At 49.4% G+C, this 5241-nt stretch carries 2 tRNA genes and 3 rRNA genes; all 5 read left to right on the top strand.

The features are described 5' to 3' along the window. Positions 1-49: 49 nt before the first annotated feature. The 5 genes from GMD3S_RS0210015 (at position 50) to rrf (ending at position 5240) form a co-directional block, all read left to right on the top strand. Positions 50-121, top strand: a tRNA-Glu gene (locus GMD3S_RS0210015). A 231-nt stretch (positions 122-352) separates the two neighbouring features. After that, positions 353-1899 (top strand): 16S ribosomal RNA (locus GMD3S_RS0210010). 51 nt (positions 1900-1950) lie between these two features. Next, positions 1951-2023: transfer RNA gene (locus tag GMD3S_RS0210005), tRNA-Ala, on the top strand. A gap of 122 nt (positions 2024-2145) precedes the next feature. Further along, positions 2146-5048: ribosomal RNA gene (locus GMD3S_RS0210000) — 23S ribosomal RNA — on the top strand. 76 nt (positions 5049-5124) lie between these two features. Continuing rightward, positions 5125-5240: ribosomal RNA gene (gene rrf / locus GMD3S_RS0209995) — 5S ribosomal RNA — on the top strand. Together the 16S, 23S and 5S rRNA genes with 2 tRNA genes alongside form the textbook arrangement of a ribosomal RNA operon. The last annotated feature ends 1 nt before the right edge of the window (position 5241 follow it).

Genomic DNA, 5241 nt, shown 5'->3' with positions numbered 1-5241 from the left:
CTTGACAAAGGTAAAAAAGTAGGTATAATAGAAAGAGTTGAAAAGCTCAGGTCCGTTGGTCAAGGGGTTAAGACACCGCCTTTTCACGGCGGTAACACGGGTTCGAATCCCGTACGGACTATGGTGTATTGCGGCTAAAAAAACTTGAAAAAAGTTTAAAAAATCTGTTGACAGAGACAGATGGCTGTGATATACTAATATAGTTGTCGCTTGAGAGAGATTGAGTGACAAAGACCTTTGAAAACTGAACAAGACGAACCAATGTGCAGGGCACTATAACTAAGGTTATAGTACTGAACAATGAAAAAAACAATAAATCTGTCAGTGACAGAAATGAGTGAGAACTCAAACTTTTAATGAGAGTTTGATCCTGGCTCAGGACGAACGCTGGCGGCGTGCCTAATACATGCAAGTAGAACGCTGAAGGAGGAGCTTGCTTCTCTGGATGAGTTGCGAACGGGTGAGTAACGCGTAGGTAACCTGCCTGGTAGCGGGGGATAACTATTGGAAACGATAGCTAATACCGCATAAGAGTAGATGTTGCATGACATTTGCTTAAAAGGTGCAATTGCATCACTACCAGATGGACCTGCGTTGTATTAGCTAGTTGGTGAGGTAACGGCTCACCAAGGCAACGATACATAGCCGACCTGAGAGGGTGATCGGCCACACTGGGACTGAGACACGGCCCAGACTCCTACGGGAGGCAGCAGTAGGGAATCTTCGGCAATGGACGGAAGTCTGACCGAGCAACGCCGCGTGAGTGAAGAAGGTTTTCGGATCGTAAAGCTCTGTTGTAAGAGAAGAACGAGTGTGAGAGTGGAAAGTTCACACTGTGACGGTATCTTACCAGAAAGGGACGGCTAACTACGTGCCAGCAGCCGCGGTAATACGTAGGTCCCGAGCGTTGTCCGGATTTATTGGGCGTAAAGCGAGCGCAGGCGGTTAGATAAGTCTGAAGTTAAAGGCTGTGGCTTAACCATAGTACGCTTTGGAAACTGTTTAACTTGAGTGCAAGAGGGGAGAGTGGAATTCCATGTGTAGCGGTGAAATGCGTAGATATATGGAGGAACACCGGTGGCGAAAGCGGCTCTCTGGCTTGTAACTGACGCTGAGGCTCGAAAGCGTGGGGAGCAAACAGGATTAGATACCCTGGTAGTCCACGCCGTAAACGATGAGTGCTAGGTGTTAGACCCTTTCCGGGGTTTAGTGCCGCAGCTAACGCATTAAGCACTCCGCCTGGGGAGTACGACCGCAAGGTTGAAACTCAAAGGAATTGACGGGGGCCCGCACAAGCGGTGGAGCATGTGGTTTAATTCGAAGCAACGCGAAGAACCTTACCAGGTCTTGACATCCCTCTGACCGCTCTAGAGATAGAGTTTTCCTTCGGGACAGAGGTGACAGGTGGTGCATGGTTGTCGTCAGCTCGTGTCGTGAGATGTTGGGTTAAGTCCCGCAACGAGCGCAACCCCTATTGTTAGTTGCCATCATTCAGTTGGGCACTCTAGCGAGACTGCCGGTAATAAACCGGAGGAAGGTGGGGATGACGTCAAATCATCATGCCCCTTATGACCTGGGCTACACACGTGCTACAATGGCTGGTACAACGAGTCGCAAGCCGGTGACGGCAAGCTAATCTCTTAAAGCCAGTCTCAGTTCGGATTGTAGGCTGCAACTCGCCTACATGAAGTCGGAATCGCTAGTAATCGCGGATCAGCACGCCGCGGTGAATACGTTCCCGGGCCTTGTACACACCGCCCGTCACACCACGAGAGTTTGTAACACCCGAAGTCGGTGAGGTAACCTTTTAGGAGCCAGCCGCCTAAGGTGGGATAGATGATTGGGGTGAAGTCGTAACAAGGTAGCCGTATCGGAAGGTGCGGCTGGATCACCTCCTTTCTAAGGATAAGGAACTGCACATTGGTCTTGTTTAGTCTTGAGAGGTCTTGTGGGGCCTTAGCTCAGCTGGGAGAGCGCCTGCTTTGCACGCAGGAGGTCAGCGGTTCGATCCCGCTAGGCTCCATTGGTGAGAGATCACCAAGTAATGCACATTGAAAATTGAATATCTATATCAAATAGTAACAAGAAAATAAACCGAAACGCTGTAGTATTAAAAGAGTTTATGACTGAAAGGTCAAAAAATAAGGTTAAGTTAATAAGGGCGCACGGTGGATGCCTTGGCACTAGGAGCCGAAGAAGGACGTGACAAACGACGATATGCCTTGGGTAGCTGTAAGTAAGCGATGATCCAGGGATTTCCGAATGGGGGAACCCAACAGGTACTACCTGTTACCCGCATCTGTTAAGGATGTGAGGAGGAAGACGCAGTGAACTGAAACATCTAAGTAGCTGCAGGAAGAGAAAGCAAAAGCGATTGCCTTAGTAGCGGCGAGCGAAACGGCAGGAGGGCAAACCGAAGAGTTTACTCTTCGGGGTTGTAGGACTGCAATGTGGACTCAAAGACTATAGAAGAATGATTTGGGAAGATCAGCCAAAGAGAGTAATAGCCTCGTATTTAAAATAGTCTTTGTACCTAGCAGTATCCTGAGTACGGCGGGACACGAGAAATCCCGTCGGAATCTGGGAGGACCATCTCCCAACCCTAAATACTCCCTAGTGACCGATAGTGAACCAGTACCGTGAGGGAAAGGTGAAAAGCACCCCGGGAGGGGAGTGAAATAGAACCTGAAACCGTGTGCCTACAACAAGTTCGAGCCCGTTAATGGGTGAGAGCGTGCCTTTTGTAGAATGAACCGGCGAGTTACGATATGATGCGAGGTTAAGTTGAAGAGACGGAGCCGCAGGGAAACCGAGTCTGAATAGGGCGCCTTAGTATCATGTCGTAGACCCGAAACCATGTGACCTACCCATGAGCAGGTTGAAGGTGCGGTAAGACGCACTGGAGGACCGAACCAGGGCACGTTGAAAAGTGCTTGGATGACTTGTGGGTAGCGGAGAAATTCCAAACGAACTTGGAGATAGCTGGTTCTCTCCGAAATAGCTTTAGGGCTAGCGTCGACATCAAGATTCTTGGAGGTAGAGCACTGTTTGGGTGAGGGGTCCATCCCGGATTACCAATCTCAGATAAACTCCGAATGCCAATGAATTATGGTCGGCAGTCAGACTGCGAGTGCTAAGATCCGTAGTCGAAAGGGAAACAGCCCAGACCACCAGCTAAGGTCCCAAAATAATTGTTAAGTGGAAAAGGATGTGGGGTTGCACAGACAACTAGGATGTTAGCTTAGAAGCAGCTATTCATTCAAAGAGTGCGTAATAGCTCACTAGTCGAGTGACCCTGCGCCGAAAATGTACCGGGGCTAAAACAATTTACCGAAGCTGTGGATACCTTTATAGGTATGGTAGGAGAGCGTTCTATGTGTGAAGAAGGTATACCGTGAGGAGTGCTGGAACGCATAGAAGTGAGAATGCCGGTATGAGTAGCGAAAGACAGGTGAGAATCCTGTCCACCGTAAGACTAAGGTTTCCAGGGGAAGGCTCGTCCGCCCTGGGTTAGTCGGGACCTAAGGAGAGACCGAAAGGTGTATCCGATGGACAACAGGTTGATATTCCTGTACTAGAGTATGTAGTGATGGAGGGACGCAGTAGGCTAACTAAAGCAGACGAATGGAAGTGTCTGTCTAATCAGTGAGGTGTGATATGAGTCAAATGCTTATATCTATAACATTGAGCTGTGATGGGGAGCGAAGTTTAGTAGCGAAGTTAGTGACGTCACACTGCCAAGAAAAGCTTCTAGCGTTTAAACATACTCTACCCGTACCGCAAACCGACACAGGTAGTCGAGGCGAGTAGCCTCAGGTGAGCGAGAGAACTCTCGTTAAGGAACTCGGCAAAATGACCCCGTAACTTCGGGAGAAGGGGTGCTGACTTTAGGTCAGCCGCAGTGAATAGGCCCAAGCAACTGTTTATCAAAAACACAGCTCTCTGCTAAATCGTAAGATGATGTATAGGGGGTGACGCCTGCCCGGTGCTGGAAGGTTAAGAGGAGTGCTTAGGAGTAATCCGAAGGTATGAATTGAAGCCCCAGTAAACGGCGGCCGTAACTATAACGGTCCTAAGGTAGCGAAATTCCTTGTCGGGTAAGTTCCGACCCGCACGAAAGGCGTAATGATTTGGGCACTGTCTCAACGAGAGACTCGGTGAAATTTTAGTACCTGTGAAGATGCAGGTTACCCGCGACAGGACGGAAAGACCCCATGGAGCTTTACTGCAGTTTGATATTGAGTGTCTGTACCACATGTACAGGATAGGTAGGAGTCTATGAGATCGGGACGCCAGTTTCGAAGGAGACGTTGTTGGGATACTACCCTTGTGTTATGGCCACTCTAACCCGGATAGGTTATCCCTATCGGAGACAGTGTCTGACGGGCAGTTTGACTGGGGCGGTCGCCTCCTAAAAGGTAACGGAGGCGCCCAAAGGTTCCCTCAGAATGGTTGGAAATCATTCGCAGAGTGTAAAGGTATAAGGGAGCTTGACTGCGAGAGCTACAACTCGAGCAGGGACGAAAGTCGGGCTTAGTGATCCGGTGGTTCCGTATGGAAGGGCCATCGCTCAACGGATAAAAGCTACCCTGGGGATAACAGGCTTATCTCCCCCAAGAGTTCACATCGACGGGGAGGTTTGGCACCTCGATGTCGGCTCGTCGCATCCTGGGGCTGTAGTCGGTCCCAAGGGTTGGGCTGTTCGCCCATTAAAGCGGCACGCGAGCTGGGTTCAGAACGTCGTGAGACAGTTCGGTCCCTATCCGTCGCGGGCGTAGGAAATTTGAGAGGATCTGCTCCTAGTACGAGAGGACCAGAGTGGACTTACCGCTGGTGTACCAGTTGTCTTGCCAAAGGCATCGCTGGGTAGCTATGTAGGGAAGGGATAAACGCTGAAAGCATCTAAGTGTGAAACCCACCTCAAGATGAGATTTCCCATGATTTTATATCAGTAAGAGCCCTGAGAGATGATCAGGTAGATAGGTTAGAAGTGGAAGTGTGGCGACACATGTAGCGGACTAATACTAATAGCTCGAGGACTTATCCAAAGTAACTGAGAATACGAAGTGTGAGGTTTTCTTGGTATTTGATAGATATTCAATTTTGAGTAGGTATTACTCAGAGTTAAGTGACGATAGCCTAGGAGATACACCTGTACCCATGCCGAACACAGTAGTTAAGCCCTAGAACGCCGGAAGTAGTTGGGGGTTGCCCCCTGTGAGATATGGAAGTCGCTTAGCT

Origin of the sequence: Streptococcus sp. GMD3S, assembly GCF_000298695.2 — a bacterium.
GTDB lineage: Bacteria > Bacillota > Bacilli > Lactobacillales > Streptococcaceae > Streptococcus.
Note: the sequence above shows the minus strand (reverse complement) of the source record. Positions and strands in the feature narration are given on the sequence as shown.